Source organism: Thermococcus sp. (genome assembly GCF_026988555.1).
GTDB lineage: Archaea > Methanobacteriota_B > Thermococci > Thermococcales > Thermococcaceae > Thermococcus.
On sequence record NZ_JALSLB010000034.1, the window covers coordinates 1 to 17,333 of the forward strand.

Consider the following 17,333-nt stretch of genomic DNA (forward strand, 5'->3'; position numbering starts at 1 on the left):
TTATAGGACTGATCCTGACGTTCAGACGGTTCGGTGTATATTTTGGGGCCGGGATTCTCGTGCTGACGCTCTACTTCATGTTGATAAACCGCAAGACCCTCGACGCCTACGGGAAGGCCCAAGGAAAGTACTTCTACGACCCCAAATACGGCAAGAAACCGTAGGTCCTAATCGAAAAATCTTCAGTTTTCAGGCAGCTCTTTTGAAGGTAGCGTTTTAACCCCAGAGCTCAACTAAGGGCGGTGAAGATCATGGAAGCCATAAACGATGAAGACGTCAACACGTCCCCTGGCAAGCCCGAACGGAGAAAAAAGCTCCTTTTAATGGGCAATGAGGCAACAGCATACGGAGCCCTTGAGAGCGGCGTCGCCTTCGCCACTGGTTACCCTGGAACGCCATCGACCGAGGTTATTGAAACGATAGCCCATCTGAAGCCTGAAGTATTCGCCGAATGGGCCCCCAACGAGAAAGTTGCTTTAGAGGAAGCGGCCGGTGTTGCCTACACCGGCCTTAGAGCGCTCGTAACCATGAAGTGCGTTGGCCTTAACGTGGCAGCAGACCCGCTTATGAGTTTAGCTTATTCCGGCGTTGAGGGAGGACTGGTTATTCTCGTCGCCGATGACCCCGGGCCGCATACAAGCCAGACCGAGCAGGACGACCGCTACTACGGCAAGCTCTCCCTTTTGCCGGTTCTTGAGCCTGCCGATCCGCAGGAGGCCCACGATTTAATCATCTACGCCTACGAGATGAGCGAGCGCTATAAAGTCCCCGTGATATTCAGGACGACGACAAGGGTCAACCACACGACGGCTGACGTAGAAGTCGGCGAGTTCATCGAGCTAAACCGGAAGCCGGTTTTCAGGAAGGACATAGAGCGCTACGTCAGGGCGAGCATGGAGGGCAACAGAAAACGCCATAAGTGGCTCAATGAAACGGTGGCGAGGATAGAGGAGGAGTTTAACGGCATGCCTTTCAACTGGGTTGAAGGAGAGGGAAGGATAGGAATAATCGTCGAGGGCGCACCCTACAACTACGTGAGAGAGATTCTCCCGAAGATTGGGAGAGAATTTAAGGTCCTCAAGCTCTCAACGCCACACCCGCTCCCGAGAAAGTTGGTCGTCGAGTTCCTCAAAAGCGTGGAGTTCGCTGTGGTTATAGAGGACGGTGCCCCGTTCCTTGAGGAGGAGGTCAAGATAGCCGCCTATGAGGCCGGACTGAGTGTGCCAATCTACGGCAAGAGGACCGGCCACTTCCCGCTTGAGGGCGAACTGACGCCGAGCCTTGTGAGGAACGCCCTTCTGAATCTCCTCGGCAGGGGAGCTGAAGAGTACACCAAGCTCGAGGAGGTCGCTTACGCCGAGAGCCTCGCCCCGAAGAGGCCGCCGGTGATGTGTCCCGGCTGTCCGCACAGGGGAAGCTACCGCGCCGCCCTCGATGCTTTAAGGGACCTCAAGCTCGGCCGCTATTCCGTCCCGATACACGGCGACATAGGCTGCTACGCACTGTCACTCCTTCCGCCGCTTGAGGCCATCTGGACGGAATACGTCATGGGAGCGAGCATAAGCCTTGCCAATGGCCAGAGTGTGGCGCTGAACAAGAAGGTGATAGCCACCATCGGTGATTCGACGTTCTTCCACAACGGAATCCAGCCGCTGGTCGATGCCGTCTACAAGAACCTGAACGTTCTCGTTATGATACTTGATAACAGGACGACGGCAATGACCGGCCACCAGCCCCACCCCGGAACAGGCGGAAGTGAAACCGGCAGGAAGTTCAAAGAGATTGACATTGAAGCCCTCGTCAAAGCTCTGGGAGTGAAGTACGTTAAGACAGTTGACCCCTATGACCTCAAAGCAACGAGGGAAGCCATCAAGGAGGCCATGCAGATTGAGGGGCCCGCTGTTATAATAGCCAAGCAGGAGTGCGTCATACCAGTCCTAAGACGCGGCGAGATAGGCGAGATACCCCTGGTTATCGAGGACAAGTGCACCGGTTGCAAGGCGTGCATACTACTAACCGGCTGTCCAGCTTTGGTTTACGAGCCGGAAACGAACAAGGTGCGCATAGATTCCCTGCTCTGCACCGGCTGCGGCGTCTGCAACCAGACGTGCCCGTTCGATGCCATAAAGTTCCCGAGCGAGCTGGGGAAGGGGGCTTAGCCCCTCATTCTTCCCAAACTTCAAGCACCATGAAGCGCCTCACGAACGGGTTCGGATACAGCTCCCAGCCGATTCTCTCCGTTTTTGCCTCGATTTCCCCGAAGAGACCGCCCTCACGCGGGTCGAGGCTCTCGCCATAGATTTTTCCGGGACGAATCTCCACCGTCATGTACCTCGGCAGACCGACGATGGCCTTCCCGTTTTCCCTTGCGTACTCAATCGCCCACTTGGCAGTGTAGAGGCCAGAGTAGATCTCCGCTATTCTAACCGGGACGCTGGACTTGCCGATGGCGATTATCTCTATCCCCCTCTCCTCCCAGAACTTTTTAGCCAGCGGCTGAAGATCCTTCGCCAAATCCTTCCACACCTCTTTGCCCCGGTCGGTTATGGTTAAAGCTTCAATGGTTGGCTCGTCCAGTTTCCTGACCTCTATTCCTCCGATGGTGGAATCGAGGTGTATCACGTCAGGCTTTACCTCTCTCGCGAGCTCAACCGCCAGAAAAGCCTCCTCCCGAACGGCCTGCCTTCCGCTCATGTCGTAGTTGAACGGGTCAGCGTACTTAACGACGCTCAGAGTTGCCGTCCTGTACGGCTTTTCCACGAGCACAGCTGCTGTAGCTATAAGCCCTACCGGCTCGTAGTCCTCAGTGAGTAAAGCCCCTCCCGTGTCAGCCGAAACAATCCTCATGGAAACCACCAGTAAGCTCCAATTACCAATATACCTGCATGAGTATTTAACATGGTGATGAACGTGGAGTCTTCGAGGGGCACGGTTTATGAAGTTTTGGGGAGCTACATCGACAGCCTCTGTAACTCCATCTACGTGGGGCGGGCGAGAGGAAGCGCCGTGCTGTATCACGACGGTATGTTGTGGCCCCTTACAACCCTTAAGGATCCCCTGCCTTTCCTGGAGGTGTTCTACTCCAGTGGAACCCTTGAGATCACAGGCGCCTGGCACGAGGGGGGTAACCATGCGTTCTTCCTCCGGGCGGCAATATCCAAAATCGAGCTCATGAGGGACGGGAACCTACTGAGGCTCGTTGTGTATCCCCATGGGAAAATGGAGGGGATACGGGGTGCAATCATAGTAACGTTCCAGGCCGGCAGGGGGCTGGAGGAAACGTTTGAAGGGATACTCAGAGAAGAGCGATGCAGTCCGGAAAGGGAAAGGGACGGAGAGATGACGTCCTCCCTAGCGCCTCATCTCCTCCATCAGTGAGACCCTCAATGTCGATCAGAAACCGACGACGTTATCCTATCGGCAAACCGGCGAAGTTCGCCCTTTAACGCCACCACGGAGGATTCTTCGAAGTGAGAGATGTTCGAAAAGCGGGTTAGAACCTCATAAACCTCGGGGTGCTTGCTCCTTAAAAACCCCGTGAGCTCTCCCAGAGGAAGAAGCAGTCCAGTGTCCCGGTACACCAAGTAAGCCCCGAAGGCGTAAAGACCATCCATATACGAACCGTACGCGGCTTCAAAGCGCCCCTCCCCGAGGTAATCGTCTCACCTGTGGAGGTAGAAGAAAAACTTCTCTACCAGTGCCTCTTCCATCCAGTCCACCGGAATGGTTTATAAAGATGGCATTAATAAACCCTTCGAGAGAGATGAATGGGACAACGATAATCTGGGCCGCGGTAATACTCCTGATCATCTACCTATCGTGGAGGGTGGTTGCGCCATTAGTTGGCCCCATATTCTTCGGACTCGTTCTGGCGTATGCTGCTTATCCACTCCATGTCCGACTACGACGTAGGTTTGGGAACCAAGCTTCCGGAGCAATCCTGACGCTGGGGATGCTCTTGGTTGGGGGAGTGCTCACCTTCGAGCTTCTCCTGATGTCCGCAAGGGTTGCGGCCTCGTTTTATCACAGTGTGGAGGACTTCTTCAGGTGGCTTCTCACACAGCCGCTGCCCCAAAACGCCCTGGACTTTATAGGGAACTTCTCAAACCAGCTGATACCGAAACTCGCTGACTACGCATCGTCGTACGCGTTCTCCATCCCCAGGTACTTGATCCAGCTGCTCGTGTTTCTCCTTGTTTTTTATTACGCCCTTGTGTATGCCGACGAGATAAAATCGTACATAACCAGATCCCTCCCCACAGAGAACAGGCGGCTTGGAGAGGAGATACTGTCCAACGTCAACAAGACCCTGAAAGCACTGGTGAGGGTCTGGCTCCTCCTGAACGTAGCAAAGGGCGTACTGATGACCGTGGGCTTCCTGATATTCGGAGTCTCAGACATCTACACCGCTGTAGTTGCGGGATTTCTGACGTTTATATTCAGCTTCGTCCCCCTTTTTGAAGGCTGGATGCTCTGGCTGATAGCGGCGGCATACTTCGCCAAGGAGGGCATGTACCTCCGGGCCGTTGGAATAAGTCTCTACGGTGCCTTCCTAGTCTCACCGATGCCAGATTATACCATAAGACCCGTGTTGGTCGCTAAGGACACAAACCTGGACGAGACCCTCGTCTTCATTGGGATGATCGGGGGGGCCTGGACGATGGGTGTCAAGGGTATCCTAATAGGCCCAATAGTGCTGAACCTGATGCTGACGCTCCTGAAGGAGTGGAAGATGATCATAGGGCAGAAAAGAGGTTCACCCCCGCGGACCGCAGCTCCTTCAGGGCTCTCTCCTCATCCTGAGGGTTGATGCCCTTGATGGCGTCGCAAAGGAGGTACGTCTCGAAGCCGTTCTTAACCGCATCTAGGGCCGTTGCTCTAACGCAGTACTCCGTGGCAACGCCGCAGATGTAGACCCTCTCCACACCTTTCTCCCTCAACACCTCGGCGAGGTTCGTTCCCTCAAAGCCAGAATAGGCTTCTTTATCAGGTTCCGTGGCCTTTGAAATTATCAAGGCGTCCTTAGGCAGTTTCACAACGAACTCCGCTCCCGCCGTCCCCTGAACGCAGTGCCTCGGCCAGGGCCCACCGCGCTCCTTGAAGCTGATATGATCGGGTGGATGCCAGTCCCTCGTTGCGACTATTAACGCACCCCTTCCCCTGAACTCCTCAATATACCGGTTGACCCTTGGGATTATCTTATCTCCCCCCGGAACAGGGAGCGCCCCTCCTGGCATGAAATCCCTCTGCATATCCACGACTATGAGAGCCTCCCCCGGCACATCACCACCCCCGCTGGTCACACGTCCAGCCTATCCTTAAAAGGTGACATATCGACACCTTTGTCCATACCGAGCAGGTAAACTAAAACCTTCTCGTCCAGATCCCCGTAGCGCTCACGCATGGACCTCATCTCTTTGAGGATATCGTCAACCTCCCACCCCAGGGAGCGGGCGACGTGCCTTATCATCGCGTTGAGGAGATCTTCGTTTTCAGCCTCACCCCTCAGAACCTCCTCGTTGACGACCAGAAGACCGTCGCGCTCCTCAAGGAGACCACTACGGAGCCCATTCTCTATAAGTGCCTTGGCCTCCTTTACTCCCATAATACGAAGCTTAAACGCCAATATACCTATGAGCTCGCTCTTGGTGAACTCCTTCGAGCCCTTATAAGTGATGGCACTCTCCAGGGGATGCACGGAATCACCTAACCTTTTTAGGGCACTAGAATAAATAAACCTTGCCCTCGATACCCTCTTAAGTTCCCTGGAGAACTTTCCCCGGTGAGTAAGATGGAGATAAGAACCCACAGCCTGGTATCAAAAAAACTCGTAGGAGAGCCCCTCACGGTCAGAAAGGGCTTTGCGGAGGTCCAACTGCAGACAATGGTGGAGATGGCAGTCGACGAGTACGGACTGGTTCACGGGGGCTTCACCTTCGGCTTAGCCGACTACGCGGCGATGCTGGCTGTGAACGAGCCGACGGTCGTCCTCGGAAAGGCAGAAGTGAAGTTTCTCAAACCCGTGAAGGTCGGTGAAAAGCTGACGGCAAGGGCGGAAGTAGTAGAAGACCGCGGGAAAAAGAAAATTGTGAGGGCTGAGGTCTTCAATAAAGAGAGCGAGAAGGTCTTCGAGGGAACCTTCCACTGCTACGTCCTTGAGAGACACGTGCTCGAACGGTCATCGAGTTTACGGAGGTAATACTCCACAACCTCTCTCTCGATTACGGGAATAAAGGGTATCTTTACGAGGATGCCCTTAACGCCACCTTCCTCGTAGACGAGAAGGGATTCCCTGGAATCTCTAATGAGGATCCCCCTTACGAGGTAGCGTCCGTTGGTGGAGAAGATGGCCCTTGCAGCCGTTTCCATAAAGTCCCCCGGCTCGCCATGGAGGACCTTCGAAATTGGGAGGTAATAGACTTCCCCCAGATTTTCAAGTCGACTCTCGCGGAAGACCTTCCTGGTGATGATGAGGATTTTGGGGTTTATCCCCCTCTCCCTTACCCTCTCAAAGACCCTCCTGAACTTCAGGACAATCGTTGGCTCCATAAAGGTCGCCACGAACTCCTCCTCGGTTTTTTCCGCGAGCTCCTCGGCGCGGTTCACCACGCTCCACTCCCCCTGGAGGTACCACACCGGAAGCCAGTCCTCCCGTCTCTCCCGCTCGTAGCTTTTGAGCATTATTATTGCCTCCTCAGCAGAGCGGATGTATTCGTCCCTGAGCGAGGCTATTACCTTCTCGGGCTCGATGGCCCTGAAGTAAGTGGGATTACCCTCGCTGACGTCAACAAAACCCCTCTCATGGAGCTTCTTTAAGACGTCATAGACCCTCGGCCTTGGAACACCGCTCTCCCTCGCTATCTCACTCGCCTTCGCGGGCCCGATGATTACAAGGGAAGCGTAGACCCTCGCCTCGTACTCCTTTAGGCCGAGCTTCATCAATATCTCAACGAGCTCCTCCACTTTACCACCCCTTCAAAATTTGTAACTCTTTTAGTTACAACATTCTTATATGGATTTCCCCCGAGGACAAACCGGTGATGGAGATGCCTGCCCTCGCGGTTAGGGAACTCAGAAAAAGCTATGGGGACTTCGAGGCCGTCAGGGGGCTCTCCCTTGAGGTTGAGCCTGGGGAGATATTCGGCCTCATCGGGCCGAACGGAGCGGGAAAAACCACGACGATAAAAACGATAATCGGACTTCTAAAGCCTGACTCGGGAGAAATCGAGCTACTTGGAAGGAAGATGCCGAACAAAGGAGTCCTGGCGAAGGTCGGCTACATGCCGCAGGAGCTTGCCCTCTACAGGAACCTGACCGTCGAGGAGAACCTGTGGTTTTACTCCCGACTGTACGGCCTTTCAAGAGAAGAGTTTGAGAAGAGGAAGGAAAGCATACTGAGGTTCGTAGGGCTTGAGAAGTTCAGGAACAGGCTCGTCGGTAAACTCAGCGGAGGGATGCAGAGGAGGGCCTCGCTCGCCTGCGCGCTTATTCACGACCCCGAGTTCCTGATCCTCGACGAGCCGACGGTGGGCGTTGACCCCCAGCTCAGGGCGAGTTTTTGGAGTTACTTCCGCGAGCTGACCAAAGAAGGCGCCTCGATACTCATAACGACGCACTACATGGACGAGGCCGTGAACTGCGACCGCGTGGCAATCATGATGAACGGAAAGGTACTGATCACGGCGCCTCCGGAGCAAATCATTGAGGAGACCGGTTCGGCGACGCTCGAAGAGGCGGTTCTCAAGCTCACGGGGGTGGTCGGATGAACATGGGTAGAATCATAGCGGTGGCGAAGAGAAGCCTGCTGGAGCTGAGACACGATAGAAGGTTAATGAGCTACGCCCTGATAACTCCCATAGTCCTCATGGTCCTCTTTGGCCTTGCCTTCGGAGGCCACGTTCAGGACGTTAAGGTGGTGGTCGTTAACGGTGACGGGAGCTTCGGCTCCGAGTTCGTCAAGAATCTCAACACGAGCACGTTCTCGGTTTCGCACGCTGGGACTCTGGAGGACGCCTTGAATGAATTGAAGGACGGGAAATGCTGGGCGGTAATCTACTTCCCCAGAGACCCTTCGGAAGGGGTGAAGGTTTATCTTGACAGGAGCAACACCTATATAGTCAATGCCATTGTTTCGGGCATCAACGAAGCACTCATGAAAACCCTTGAGGAGAACGGCCTCAAACTGCCCGTCCGCGTCAAGTATACAGCGGTATACGGAAGTAACGCCAAGTTCATGGACACGTTCCTGCCGGGCGTCATGTCGCTTGCAGTGTTCATAATCTCGATGGTTCTTTCACTCCTCTCGTTCATAGGCGAGAGGAACCTCGGAACGCTCGACAGGGCCCTCGCAAGTCCAATGAGTGAGGGCGAAGTTGCCATTGGATACTCCCTGGCCTCTGGCATCATCGGGACCCTCCAAGTGATCATAATGCTCACCATAGCGGTCTTTGGCTTCAGGGTGAACGTTGAGGGCAGTCTCCTCCTGTCCTTTGTCATCGTGGCAATCCTGGCAATCGTCGGCGTCAACCTCGGCATACTCTTCTCCAACATCTCCCAGAACGAGGCTCAGGCGGTGCAGTTCGTCCCAATGGTAATCGTGCCGACGTTCCTGCTCTCGGGCATCTTCTGGCCGGTGGAGGCGATACCAAAGTACCTTCGTCCCTTCTCGTACATCCTCCCCCCGACGTACGCGGTTGATGCCCTCAGGTCTGTTATGGTTCGCGGCTGGGGCCTGGGCAGGATATGGGGTGACGTTGCAATCTTGCTCGGCTTTGGGACACTCTTCCTCGGCCTGGCGGTGCTCAATATGAAGCGCCGCCGCTGAGCCAAATTTTTTTAAGCTTTAATATCGCAGTTCGATATCGATGTCCGATATGAGATACGGGGATTTTCTCACCCTGCACATACTCCACCACGCGAAAGATGGTGTCACAGGCTCGTTCCTGATGAAAGAACTTGAGAGACACGGTTACAGCATCAGCCCTGGAACCATCTACCCCCTCCTCCACGCCCTTGAAAGGGAAAACCTCCTAAAGAGCCACTGGGAGGTAAGGAACGGACGGCGGATGAGGGTTTATGAGATAACTAAACGAGGCTCAAACCGGCTGGAAGAGGGTAAAGAGAGACTGAAAGAACTCTGCCTTGAAGTGCTGGGGGATAAATGATGGAAACTAAAGGAAAAAGTGAAGCCGGAAGAACGGTCTTCGGGATCAGCTGGAACGTCTTTCTGCTGGGTATCATCAGCTTCCTCAACGACATGAGTAGCGAGATGATAAACCCAATAGTGCCGAGCTATCTGATCAGTGTTCTCAGGGAGGGCCAGATGATCAGTGGCTCGGTGATGGGTGCGATAGAGAGCGTGAGTTCCCTCTTTAAGGTGGCCTTTGGCTACGTGAGCGATAAGTTCCGGAAGCGGAAGGCCTTTGTCTTCGCCGGTTACGCCCTCTCAACCCTCGCCAAAGGGGCCTTAGCTTTCACCCGCTACTGGTGGGACTTTCTCGGCCTGCGGGTTCTAGACCGGGTCGGGAAGGGCATAAGAACCGCTCCGGGGGACGCCCTGATAGCGGAGTCAAGCGAGAAGGGGAAGAGCGGCAAGTCATTTGGATTCCACAGAATGATGGACACGCTCGGTGCGGTGGCAGGCCCACTGGTTACCATTGGTCTCCTAGAGCTGTTGAGGAACCTGCCCCCGGGAAAGGCGTACCGCTACATCTTCGCTCTTTCGGCTATTCCGGGTCTTTTGGCACTTGTGGTGGTTCTCCTGTTCATTAAAGACCGGGGTAGAGAGGTCAAAAAGAGGATCAAAGGAATCTCCACCCTAAGAGACAGGAACCTGCAGCTCTTCCTGACGATCGTTGCCATAGGGGCCCTGGGAAGATACAGCTACGCATTCACCCTCTGGAAGGCTGAGGCACTAGGATACACTGTAATCCAAAGCACCGCGTTCTACGCCCTGTTTAACCTTATATACGCGTTCTCGGCCTACCCAATCGGGGCATGCTCCGACGGCTTTGGAAAGAAGAGAATGATAACCCTCGGCTTTGGAGTAGCGGCACTCGCCGCCCTATCCTTCGCCTACGCCCACAGTTTGCCCGCCCTTCTGGCCGCTTTCGTTCTCTACGGCCTTTATGTGGCTATTGAGGACACGGTTCCCAGAGCCTACATGGCGGACCTGGCGAGGGAATACGAGAAGGGAACTATAATCGGGGCATACCACACGATATTCGGGGTCTTCGTCTTCCCCGCATCAGTGATAGCGGGCTGGCTGTGGCAGAGTTATTCACTCACTCACGCGTTCTTGTTCTCGGCGGCAATGAACCTGATCGCCCTGGCCCTGATGGCAACAATCAGGGAATGATTTGTCAAAATGTCAAATAATTTTCCTACATGTCCATATTATTTGTCGAAAAGACTAAAAACCGAGGGGTACATCCCCTCCGGGGATAATATGAAACGAATTCTGGTACTGGGAACGGGGGGCACGATAGCGAGTGCAAAAACTGAGGCGGGTTACAAGGCCACCCTAAGGGTAGAAAAGGTACTGAAAATGGCGGGAGTGGAGAGACAGGACGGATTCAGGGTTGATGCAAGAGACATCCTGAATCTAGACAGCACCCTCATCCAGCCCGAGGACTGGACCGTTATTGCAAAAGAGGTCTATAACGCCCTTTCCGACTACGATGGAATCGTGATAACACATGGGACAGACACACTTGCGTACACGGCCTCAGCCCTGAGTTTCATGGTTAGAAACGTGAACAAACCCGTTATTCTTACTGGCTCAATGCTCCCCATAACCGAACCCGGAAGCGATGCCCCCCGGAACATTAGGACAGCGATACGCTTTGCCGTTGAGGATGCACCTGGAGTTTACATAGCCTTCATGGACAAGATCATGCTGGGCGTCAGGGCGTCGAAGGTCCATTCCTTTGGGCTGAATGCATTCCAAAGCATCAACTACCCCGATATTGCGTATGTGAAGGGTAATGAAGTTATATACCGGCACCGCCCACCGACGAGGGCCCCCTCGGAGCCTCTGATGGATACCGCCATAGACCCGGATGTGGTGCACGTAAGGCTGACCCCCGGTCTTGACCCTGAGGTCCTGCTGGCAATCTCAGAAAGAGCTCACGGCATAATCATAGAAGGATACGGGGTGGGAGGGATCCCATACCGCGGACGGAACCCGCTGAAAGCCGTTGTTAGGATAGCCAGGGAGAAACCAATTGTAATGACCACCCAAGCCCTTTATGGAGGAGTTGACCTCACCCGCTACGAGGTAGGAAGGAAGGCCCTCAATGCAGGTGTTATCCCCGCCGGAGACATGACGAAGGAAGCCGCCCTGGTCAAGCTCATGTGGGCACTCGGACACACCGAGGATGTGGATGAAGTCAGGAACGTCATGCTGAGGAACTACGTCGAGGAAATAAGTCCCGCCTCAGGACATCTTCAGGAGCGCGATGAACGCAATCGCCAAGAGGATCAGGATCAGGGCTGAGAACAGGGACAGGCCCGCTCGGAGTATCACGGACATCTCCAGTAGGAAGGCCCCGACCAGTGCACCCAGAATCCCCCTCGTGATAATCGAGTCTCTTCTGGCCAAGTATCCCCGGAAGGCAGCCGCCGCCCCGATCAGCACCAGAAACAGGGCCGTGAAGGATAGAATAGAATAAAAGGGCATCACAGCATCACCGGTTCAGGCTCCAAGTTTCTTCAGCTCCTCGGCCCCAAGCATGAGGGGTCTGTCGGCCTCAATAACGTAGCTCAGCTCCCACCGAACTTCACCACGATTCATGGCTCTGGCGAACCGTATGGCAACTTCCCTGGCTTCCTTAACGCTGGAAGCCTCCACAACACGCCTCACGTACCATTTCATATCACTGTAACGAAGCTGGAACTCAGCCATGTACACGGGCATCACCGAAGATAATTTGGGGGAAAGTATAAAAACTCATCTCTCCTCAGCGAGGTAGGCATCCCCCTCTTTAACGGCCTCAAAAACCTTCCCACCTTCCTTTGTGCGGAGCTCAACGAACACTGCACTGGGCTCGTGAGTGATCTCTTCCTCAACTACCCGCTCGCTCATCACCTGGATGAAGGCGTTTCCAAGCCTCTCAAACTCAAAGACGACAGCACCGTCCTCCCAGTGGTATCCCCTGTAAGAAACGCCACCCATCCTAAAAACAACCACAAGTCTGATCTTCATGACCATTTCCTCCAAAATCGCTGTTGGTTAATATTCTCCCGGACGTTTAAAAAGGTTGGGAAGGGTTCAAGTCCCTCGGGCACCCCTCAGTTTAACGACCTGCTTCGCGAACTCCTCAAGAACCTCCTTCCTCATGCCCTCGAAGAACTTTATCGAGCCCGCGTAGCTGTGGCCGCCGCCCTCTATGCCCGCGCTCGGCAGGGCCTCCTGAAGCTTTGGGATTATCTCGTTCAGGTCGAAATTGTAAGCCGCCATCCCGTCGGCGGCTCTCACAACCGCGAAGTCCGGGCCGTAAGCTAAGGTCAGTATCGGCGCGTCCTCGCCGTACTTCTCCTTGAAGTGGTCGTGTATCAGGCCGGAGAGCTTGCCGGGGCTCGGATAGGAGAACTTCGGGGCGAAGAGCTCGATGTCTATCGTGTTGAACCTTATCCCGTTCGGCAGGACGACGCTCTTGACGTGGGGCAGGGAAGCTTTCAAAGCCTTCTCCTGCTTCTCCTTTACTTCAGGATAGATCGCGTTTATCAGCTCCCTGTGTCTCTGGAGGTTGCCCGTGAGGAGGAGAATCTCGTCTATTACGCCGTGACCGTCCATGAACTTCCAGAAGTAGGCCTCGTGGTCTATCACCTCGGCTATCTTCCTGAGGTCCTCCTCGTCGAGGCCCTTGGCCTTCTTCGCTATCTCAAGGTACCCGTAGAACTCCGGGGCCTTGCTCCTGTCGCCGGTTCCAGCTATCGCAGGGAGGTGCTTTATCCTGTCCTCAACATCGGGATTGATGAAGCGCGCCACCTCCGTTGCCAGCATCCCGGCGGTGAGCTCGTAGTAGCCGCGCTTTATGTGATGGGGATTGACGTGGACGTCAACATAGTCGTCCACCTTTGCCCTGTCCTCGCTCACCCATTCACGCGGGTCATGGTGGTCTATCACAACTATCGGAACACCGTAGGCCCTTATGCGCTTGTAGGCTGGAATGTCCTCGCTCGTCCCACCGTTGTCAACGATAACCAAAAGCGGAAGCGGATCGCCGAACTTCTCGTGGTCCTCGACCATGAAGATTATGTCCTTGAGGACATCTTCCAGTTCGTAGAAAGGAGCTCTGCTAGGTCTGCGCTTGAAGAGCTTCCACCTGGCACTTGAATCAGGTGATATCTGCTCAATTAGGGGCACTATAGCATACTCAAGGGCCAAGCCGGAGGTGTAGCCGTCTGCATCCGAGTGATGCCTCAGGAGGATGGGTCTACCCTCGTAGATGGCACGCCTTATAACGAAGGCCGCCTTCATTATTTTCGGCTTGAGGGCCTCAAGAACCTCACTCTCCACCAGGAAGCCGACGTCCTGAGGCTGCGCCTTCTTATCCAGCTCCGATTCTATCCTCTTCTTTACCTCCGCGGCCTCCGGACCCCAGAGACGGGCCATATCGCTGACCTCTATCTGTATCTCACCCGCGTGGAAGGAGACCTTTCCAACGACCTCTACAACATCCCCGACGTTGATGCTCGGATAAGAACGCACGCCGGGGGTCTCAAAGGCGGCCGCCCACGTTATCCCCGTCCCGTCGGTCAACGTGAAGACCGTTGGCCCGCCGGTGACCTGTATCTGCGTCACCTCCCCCCTGAGCCTCACGGTTTTGCCCGCCATATCCCTGCTGAGTTCTCCGAGGGGAGTAACGGGCAGTTCCTTTCTGACTGTTACCTCCCGGTAGTTCTTGAGGGCGGACTCTATTAGGTCCACCTCACGCTTGTCAGGTCTCACGTCCAGAACCTGAACAAGTATGGAACCGCCGACCTTGTAATCCCGCCCTCCCAAAAGGTCTTTTCGTTTTATAAGACCTGTGACATGGGGGTTAAGCCTGACGATGACTCCAAACCGTTCAACGCGATCGATCGTGCCCCTGTAAACGTTCCCAACATCAACGTCCTCGTAATCACAGGTTTTATCCAGGATGTAAACAACCTTATACCTCCTCATACAGTCCAGGCAGACCCAGGTTGTTTCCATACCCGGTTCCCAAGGGGCCTTTACCTTACCACAGATGTCGCAGGCAAGGACCCTGCCCGTCCCCCCACAGGTGGGGCACGTATCGTAAACCGGGACCGTCCCCTTCCCGTGGCACTCCGGACAGGGTATCTCATCAACCTCTTCATCTACCCCAAGGTAATCAAGATTCCTGTAACCCTTAAGCTGTTTGTCCAGTTTAAAATCCACAGGAACGTAACCCCATCCGTTGCAGACGGGACACTCTTTCTCGCCAACCTTGACCTTACCGGTGCCACCGCACTCGGGACAATCTTTCACGACCATCTTTAACACCTCTCCCTCGCTACCCCAATAAGTCCCAGCCGGCTTATAACCCTTAGCATTAACAGAGCCGTGAAACCTATAGAGAAATGAACCAAAAAATTATTAATAAAAATCGGGCATTACTACCATCTTAAATCAACCCGTACTCGGTATTCTGGGGCGGTATAAGCTCCAGAGAATGCTCAAATCAGAAGGTGGCTGAGTCTATCAGTAAAATCAGGGGGTAAAATTAAAGCTGAATTAAATCTCGCTCATGAACTTATCGACGGCTTTTCTGGTTTCTACGTGGGTCTTTCCGGCCAGGATGATGACCTTGTATTCAGGGTTCTTGGGGTTATTGAGAACCTCGACCACGTAGCCGTTGGTCTCTATCCTGGACTTTATGGCATCTATTCTGCTCTTACCGTAGATCGCTTCGAGAACGTTCCACGCCTTGTTGCTGACCCACCCACCAACTATGATGACGTTTTTATTGGAGGGCAGATCCGTGAGCTGGGTATCGTTGATTATAAGGTCGTAAACGTTGTCCGTGGCGACCACCCTGGGCGCGGTTATCGACACCGTCTTTGTTACAGGATGCACCTGAACGAAGCGGTAACCCTCAACGCCTATGATTGCACCATTTGAATCCCTCTTAAAGACTGGCTGCACCTCAAGGTTCCAGTCGGTGGGGATGCTGAGGCTCTCTCCAGCGGAAACAAGCACCGGCGGGAACTTGGGATCGCTTGAGTTAACATGAAGGTACAGTGTGAAGAGCTTGTCCGCGGGGTCTATATCCCACACCCACTGACCGTGGTACACGTCACCATCCGCGTAGGTCCTGGCCTTGGCGTAATAGTCGTAATCGTAGAGTATGACCAGGTTGCCCCCTATGCCAACGAAGAAGTCCGTCGGATGGAACAGGAAGACCTCCCTGGCCCCCGAGCGCAGAAGCTCGTCGATCCTTCCACTGGGGTAGGCAGAGTACTCCTCAAAGTCCTGGTTCCCTGTAGAATCAACGTACATTACGTAGTAATAACCCTTCGTCATAGTCTTGTGCTTTGATGTTCCGCTGGGGTAGGTTAGGTAGATGAGCATCTCATTGGCATCCTGGTTGACATCATCAAAGCGGAGCGTCCAGTTGCCAACCGAGAGGGAGCTCCCAACGGGTGTTGAGTTGCTCTCGTTGCTCGTGGAGTAGAAGTACATGACGTCCCTTCCATTAACCTTGGTCGTGACGATCTTGTAGTTGCCCCCGACCTTCAGAGGGGTGGTGTTCTCGTTGAACACTATCTCAACGCTTCTGTCTAAAAAAGTCGCCATGGCGTTTGTCTCGTTGAAGTAAACACGGGAAAGGTTGAGTGCAACTACCACGGCATGACCAACGGGCTGATCGCTCACGTTGAGATCCAGGTCCGGCATGTCCCGGGGGTTGAGGTAATAGGTCTGGTTGTTGTCGGGTATCAGGACGCTGTGGTACTCCACGGGGATGGTTACCGTGGTCGTGTACGTGCCTTCGGTTATGCCCTTGAGAACGAGAAAAGCCCCTAAACGGGAGCCGCTGATGGCGTCTTCGCCTATGTGGAGTGGCACCCCGTTAACTATCTTCGTGGTGGGCAGGACTATCACAGTATTGGCAGAATTTACTGAGAGGGAGGCCTCAACGGGCACTAAGAAAGAAGCCACAATCAAGAAGGACGCTATCCAGGCCAGAGCTTTTTTCATCTTTCTTCACCGGATTAAAGTGGGTCTCAAGGTTTATAACTTTTCCCGGCTAGTATAACCCGCAATGATGAGTGAATCCAATACTGACGGGATGATGAACCCCGAACCTGAGCAGAACTGGGAGGAAGAACCGGTCGAAGAAAGGCTCGCCGAGATATACCGCGGGCTGAAAGAGCTAAAAGAAGAGGTTGAAGAGGAGCGGGCTCCCGATAAACTCGGTTGGGATGATATAGCCCAGGAGATAGTGGGAGCGGTCACCTTTGCCCTCCCCTTCATCTTCGCCGGAGAGCTCTGGGAGGTCGCGAAGAAGGTTTCCATAGAGCGCTCACTGACGATACTCGCCATGACGTTCGTCCTCGCCTACCTCCTGATAGCGAAGAGCCACATCGGAAATCTCAAGAAAGAAGAGGTGCTTCACATCCCCAAAAGGCTTCTCACGATTACGACCATCTCGTACGTCATTTCAGCGGTTCTCATCTACCTCTACGATATAAACCGTGTGGCCGGGTTCGACCTTTCGGGCTACCTCAACGCAACTATCCTTATAAGCACCTTCGCCGTCATCGGTGCGACAGCTGTTGACATGGTGAAGTGAATGGAGATCATTACAGGAGAGGAGTTCGAAGCCTTTGCTGACGAGCTGACGATTCTCTTCCCCGAGTACAGAAAAAGCCGTGAGGAGCTCCTAGAGTTTATCAACAGACTCAGAGGGGACGAGAGGATAGTCACCTCCAGCCTGGAGCTGATAGACCTGATAACGGGACGGTTCAGGAGAGACCCTGAGAACGTCCTCAGATACTCTGACACGGGGAGGACACTCACCCTGAAAGAAATCTATGAACTGAGGAAGTACCTGGATTTCGACGTCAGGGGCGGTTTCAGTGGAGGAGATGCGCCAGTGTCGGTTCTTTTTGTGGAGGGCAAGACCGATGCGAAGTTCTTCAAGGGCGTGTTTAAAAAGCTCTTCGAGTTCAAGGAGAGCCGGAACGCCCCCAGGAATCTGAAGTTCATCGAACGCGTCTTTGAGAGGGATAACTTCGACCTCATGAGGAGGGGAGACGTTTACCTGGCAATAATACCCAGTGAAGGCAACTCCGGGGTTATACGGAACCTAGGAAACTTCCTC

General features: G+C 54.2%; 20 protein-coding genes and 1 pseudogene. 11 read left to right on the forward strand and 10 right to left on the reverse strand.

Annotation, left to right across the window (positions count from 1 at the left end; genetic code table 11):
* Positions 1-251 precede the first annotated feature (251 nt).
* Positions 252-2,159 carry an indolepyruvate ferredoxin oxidoreductase subunit alpha gene (gene iorA, locus MVK60_RS04695; RefSeq protein WP_297437003.1) on the forward strand — a complete coding sequence of 636 codons (1,908 nt, stop codon included), beginning with the start codon at positions 252-254 and terminating at the stop codon, positions 2,157-2,159.
* Between the two features lie 4 nt (positions 2,160-2,163).
* Here the strand turns inward: iorA and MVK60_RS04700 are convergent, their stop codons facing one another.
* Entirely contained in the window at positions 2,164-2,847 is a 684-nt protein-coding gene (locus tag MVK60_RS04700) for a DUF4152 family protein (protein WP_297436970.1), read from the reverse strand.
* 57 nt (positions 2,848-2,904) lie between these two features.
* On the opposite strand from MVK60_RS04700, the gene MVK60_RS04705 reads away from it, so the two are divergent.
* On the forward strand, positions 2,905-3,378 hold the full coding sequence (locus MVK60_RS04705; RefSeq protein WP_297436972.1) for a hypothetical protein: 474 nt from the start codon (positions 2,905-2,907) through the stop codon (positions 3,376-3,378).
* Between the two features lie 5 nt (positions 3,379-3,383).
* Here MVK60_RS04705 and MVK60_RS04710 read toward each other — a convergent pair whose 3' ends face one another.
* Positions 3,384-3,614 carry a hypothetical protein gene (locus MVK60_RS04710; RefSeq protein WP_297436975.1) on the reverse strand — a complete coding sequence of 77 codons (231 nt, stop codon included), beginning with the start codon at positions 3,612-3,614 and terminating at the stop codon, positions 3,384-3,386.
* 149 nt (positions 3,615-3,763) lie between these two features.
* Between MVK60_RS04710 and MVK60_RS04715 the strand changes: the two genes are divergently transcribed.
* Positions 3,764-4,810: an AI-2E family transporter gene (locus MVK60_RS04715; protein ID WP_297436976.1), complete on the forward strand. Its 1,047-nt coding sequence runs from the start codon at positions 3,764-3,766 to the stop codon at positions 4,808-4,810.
* Here MVK60_RS04715 and MVK60_RS04720 read toward each other — a convergent pair.
* Together MVK60_RS04720 and MVK60_RS04725 are read right to left on the reverse strand one after the other, a co-directional pair.
* Positions 4,737-5,282, reverse strand: a complete 546-nt coding sequence (locus MVK60_RS04720; RefSeq protein ID WP_297436978.1) for a nicotinamidase — start codon at positions 5,280-5,282, stop codon at positions 4,737-4,739. The genes MVK60_RS04715 and MVK60_RS04720 overlap by 74 nt on opposite strands.
* Positions 5,283-5,299: 17 nt before the next feature.
* A complete protein-coding gene (locus MVK60_RS04725; protein ID WP_297436981.1) occupies positions 5,300-5,698 on the reverse strand; it encodes a DUF2240 family protein in 399 nt (132 codons plus the stop codon).
* Positions 5,699-5,791: 93 nt separating this feature from the next.
* On the opposite strand from MVK60_RS04725, the gene MVK60_RS04730 reads away from it, so the two are divergent.
* Complete coding sequence (locus MVK60_RS04730; RefSeq protein WP_297437005.1) at positions 5,792-6,199, forward strand: PaaI family thioesterase; 408 nt, start codon at positions 5,792-5,794, stop codon at positions 6,197-6,199.
* On the opposite strand, the gene MVK60_RS04735 is transcribed toward MVK60_RS04730, so the two are convergent.
* The gene (locus MVK60_RS04735) at positions 6,148-6,963 is read right to left on the reverse strand and encodes a TrmB family transcriptional regulator (RefSeq protein ID WP_297436983.1); all 816 of its coding nucleotides are present in this window, start codon (positions 6,961-6,963) and stop codon (positions 6,148-6,150) included. The genes MVK60_RS04730 and MVK60_RS04735 overlap by 52 nt on opposite strands.
* Before the next feature lie 77 nt (positions 6,964-7,040).
* On the opposite strand from MVK60_RS04735, the gene MVK60_RS04740 reads away from it, so the two are divergent.
* The 5 genes from MVK60_RS04740 to MVK60_RS04760 all read left to right on the forward strand — a co-directional run bounded on the left by MVK60_RS04740 (position 7,041) and on the right by MVK60_RS04760 (position 11,497).
* Entirely contained in the window at positions 7,041-7,766 is a 726-nt protein-coding gene (locus MVK60_RS04740) for an ABC transporter ATP-binding protein (RefSeq protein ID WP_297437007.1), read from the forward strand.
* A complete protein-coding gene (locus MVK60_RS04745; RefSeq protein ID WP_297436985.1) occupies positions 7,763-8,824 on the forward strand; it encodes an ABC transporter permease in 1,062 nt (353 codons plus the stop codon). Before MVK60_RS04740 ends, MVK60_RS04745 begins: the two co-directional genes overlap by 4 nt.
* Before the next feature lie 49 nt (positions 8,825-8,873).
* The gene (locus MVK60_RS04750) at positions 8,874-9,164 is read left to right on the forward strand and encodes a PadR family transcriptional regulator (RefSeq protein WP_297437009.1); all 291 of its coding nucleotides are present in this window, start codon (positions 8,874-8,876) and stop codon (positions 9,162-9,164) included.
* Positions 9,161-10,357, forward strand: a complete 1,197-nt coding sequence (locus tag MVK60_RS04755; protein ID WP_297436987.1) for an MFS transporter — start codon at positions 9,161-9,163, stop codon at positions 10,355-10,357. The genes MVK60_RS04750 and MVK60_RS04755 overlap by 4 nt, the downstream gene beginning before the upstream one ends.
* 90 nt (positions 10,358-10,447) lie before the next feature.
* Positions 10,448-11,497 carry an asparaginase gene (locus tag MVK60_RS04760; RefSeq protein WP_297436989.1) on the forward strand — a complete coding sequence of 350 codons (1,050 nt, stop codon included), beginning with the start codon at positions 10,448-10,450 and terminating at the stop codon, positions 11,495-11,497.
* Here the strand turns inward: MVK60_RS04760 and MVK60_RS04765 are convergent.
* From MVK60_RS04765 to MVK60_RS04785, 5 genes are all read right to left on the reverse strand, one after another.
* The gene (locus MVK60_RS04765; RefSeq protein WP_297436991.1) at positions 11,438-11,680 is read right to left on the reverse strand and encodes a hypothetical protein; all 243 of its coding nucleotides are present in this window, start codon (positions 11,678-11,680) and stop codon (positions 11,438-11,440) included. The genes MVK60_RS04760 and MVK60_RS04765 overlap by 60 nt on opposite strands.
* 15 nt (positions 11,681-11,695) lie before the next feature.
* The gene (locus MVK60_RS04770) at positions 11,696-11,911 is read right to left on the reverse strand and encodes a hypothetical protein (RefSeq protein ID WP_297437011.1); all 216 of its coding nucleotides are present in this window, start codon (positions 11,909-11,911) and stop codon (positions 11,696-11,698) included.
* A gap of 39 nt (positions 11,912-11,950) precedes the next feature.
* Positions 11,951-12,205 carry a hypothetical protein gene (locus tag MVK60_RS04775; protein ID WP_297436993.1) on the reverse strand — a complete coding sequence of 85 codons (255 nt, stop codon included), beginning with the start codon at positions 12,203-12,205 and terminating at the stop codon, positions 11,951-11,953.
* Between the two features lie 66 nt (positions 12,206-12,271).
* Entirely contained in the window at positions 12,272-14,503 is a 2,232-nt protein-coding gene (locus MVK60_RS04780; RefSeq protein WP_297436994.1) for a DHH family phosphoesterase, read from the reverse strand.
* A 240-nt stretch (positions 14,504-14,743) separates the two neighbouring features.
* A complete protein-coding gene (locus MVK60_RS04785) occupies positions 14,744-16,207 on the reverse strand; it encodes an S-layer protein (protein ID WP_297436997.1) in 1,464 nt (487 codons plus the stop codon).
* 67 nt (positions 16,208-16,274) lie between these two features.
* Here MVK60_RS04785 and MVK60_RS04790 point away from each other — a divergent pair, with 67 nt between their 5' ends.
* Together MVK60_RS04790 and MVK60_RS04795 are read left to right on the forward strand one after the other, a co-directional pair.
* The gene (locus tag MVK60_RS04790) at positions 16,275-16,802 is read left to right on the forward strand and encodes a DUF2391 family protein (protein WP_367270843.1); all 528 of its coding nucleotides are present in this window, start codon (positions 16,275-16,277) and stop codon (positions 16,800-16,802) included.
* Positions 16,803-17,333 (forward strand): annotated as a pseudogene (locus MVK60_RS04795) (DUF3226 domain-containing protein); the annotation flags it as partial.

Bases quoted from the DNA above. Each gene is read 5' to 3' on its own strand.
- iorA (WP_297437003.1), top strand. From the start codon at position 252: ATGGAAGCCATAAACGATGAAGACGTCAACACGTCCCCTGGCAAGCCC.
- MVK60_RS04700 (WP_297436970.1), bottom strand. From the start codon at position 2,847: ATGAGGATTGTTTCGGCTGACACGGGAGGGGCTTTACTCACTGAGGAC.
- MVK60_RS04705 (WP_297436972.1), top strand. From the start codon at position 2,905: ATGAACGTGGAGTCTTCGAGGGGCACGGTTTATGAAGTTTTGGGGAGC.
- MVK60_RS04710 (WP_297436975.1), bottom strand. From the start codon at position 3,614: ATGGATGGTCTTTACGCCTTCGGGGCTTACTTGGTGTACCGGGACACT.
- MVK60_RS04715 (WP_297436976.1), top strand. From the start codon at position 3,764: ATGAATGGGACAACGATAATCTGGGCCGCGGTAATACTCCTGATCATC.
- MVK60_RS04730 (WP_297437005.1), top strand. From the start codon at position 5,792: ATGGAGATAAGAACCCACAGCCTGGTATCAAAAAAACTCGTAGGAGAG.
- MVK60_RS04740 (WP_297437007.1), top strand. From the start codon at position 7,041: ATGGAGATGCCTGCCCTCGCGGTTAGGGAACTCAGAAAAAGCTATGGG.
- MVK60_RS04745 (WP_297436985.1), top strand. From the start codon at position 7,763: ATGAACATGGGTAGAATCATAGCGGTGGCGAAGAGAAGCCTGCTGGAG.
- MVK60_RS04750 (WP_297437009.1), top strand. From the start codon at position 8,874: ATGAGATACGGGGATTTTCTCACCCTGCACATACTCCACCACGCGAAA.
- MVK60_RS04755 (WP_297436987.1), top strand. From the start codon at position 9,161: ATGATGGAAACTAAAGGAAAAAGTGAAGCCGGAAGAACGGTCTTCGGG.
- MVK60_RS04760 (WP_297436989.1), top strand. From the start codon at position 10,448: ATGAAACGAATTCTGGTACTGGGAACGGGGGGCACGATAGCGAGTGCA.
- MVK60_RS04765 (WP_297436991.1), bottom strand. From the start codon at position 11,680: ATGCCCTTTTATTCTATTCTATCCTTCACGGCCCTGTTTCTGGTGCTG.
- MVK60_RS04775 (WP_297436993.1), bottom strand. From the start codon at position 12,205: ATGAAGATCAGACTTGTGGTTGTTTTTAGGATGGGTGGCGTTTCTTAC.
- MVK60_RS04780 (WP_297436994.1), bottom strand. From the start codon at position 14,503: ATGGTCGTGAAAGATTGTCCCGAGTGCGGTGGCACCGGTAAGGTCAAG.
- MVK60_RS04785 (WP_297436997.1), bottom strand. From the start codon at position 16,207: ATGAAAAAAGCTCTGGCCTGGATAGCGTCCTTCTTGATTGTGGCTTCT.
- MVK60_RS04790 (WP_367270843.1), top strand. From the start codon at position 16,275: ATGAGTGAATCCAATACTGACGGGATGATGAACCCCGAACCTGAGCAG.